We start from the raw sequence: 248 nt of genomic DNA on the forward strand, positions 1-248 counted from the left end.
GTGCACGCGGAGCCTCGGTTCCGCGATACTTAAAATATCAAATGTTCACAAGAAGTAATGAAATAGGCGCTACGAAAGTAGTGGCCTGTCAGTATTTTGAGTGAGCGACCCGTCGGCAACGACGGTGCTGCGAAAGCAGCAAATAAACAGAGATTAAACTGAAGAGTTTGATCCTGGCTCAGATTGAACGCTGGCGGCATGCCTTACACATGCAAGTCGAACGGCAGCGCGGGGCAACCTGGCGGCGA

At 51.6% G+C, this 248-nt stretch carries 1 rRNA gene; it reads left to right on the top strand.

Annotated elements, in window-relative coordinates:
- Positions 1-155: 155 nt before the first annotated feature.
- Positions 156-248: ribosomal RNA gene (locus MRBLMU1_RS29600) — 16S ribosomal RNA — on the top strand; the annotation flags it as partial.

It is taken from the genome of Burkholderia sp. LMU1-1-1.1, assembly GCF_040675865.1.
Taxonomy (GTDB): domain Bacteria; phylum Pseudomonadota; class Gammaproteobacteria; order Burkholderiales; family Burkholderiaceae_D; genus Rugamonas.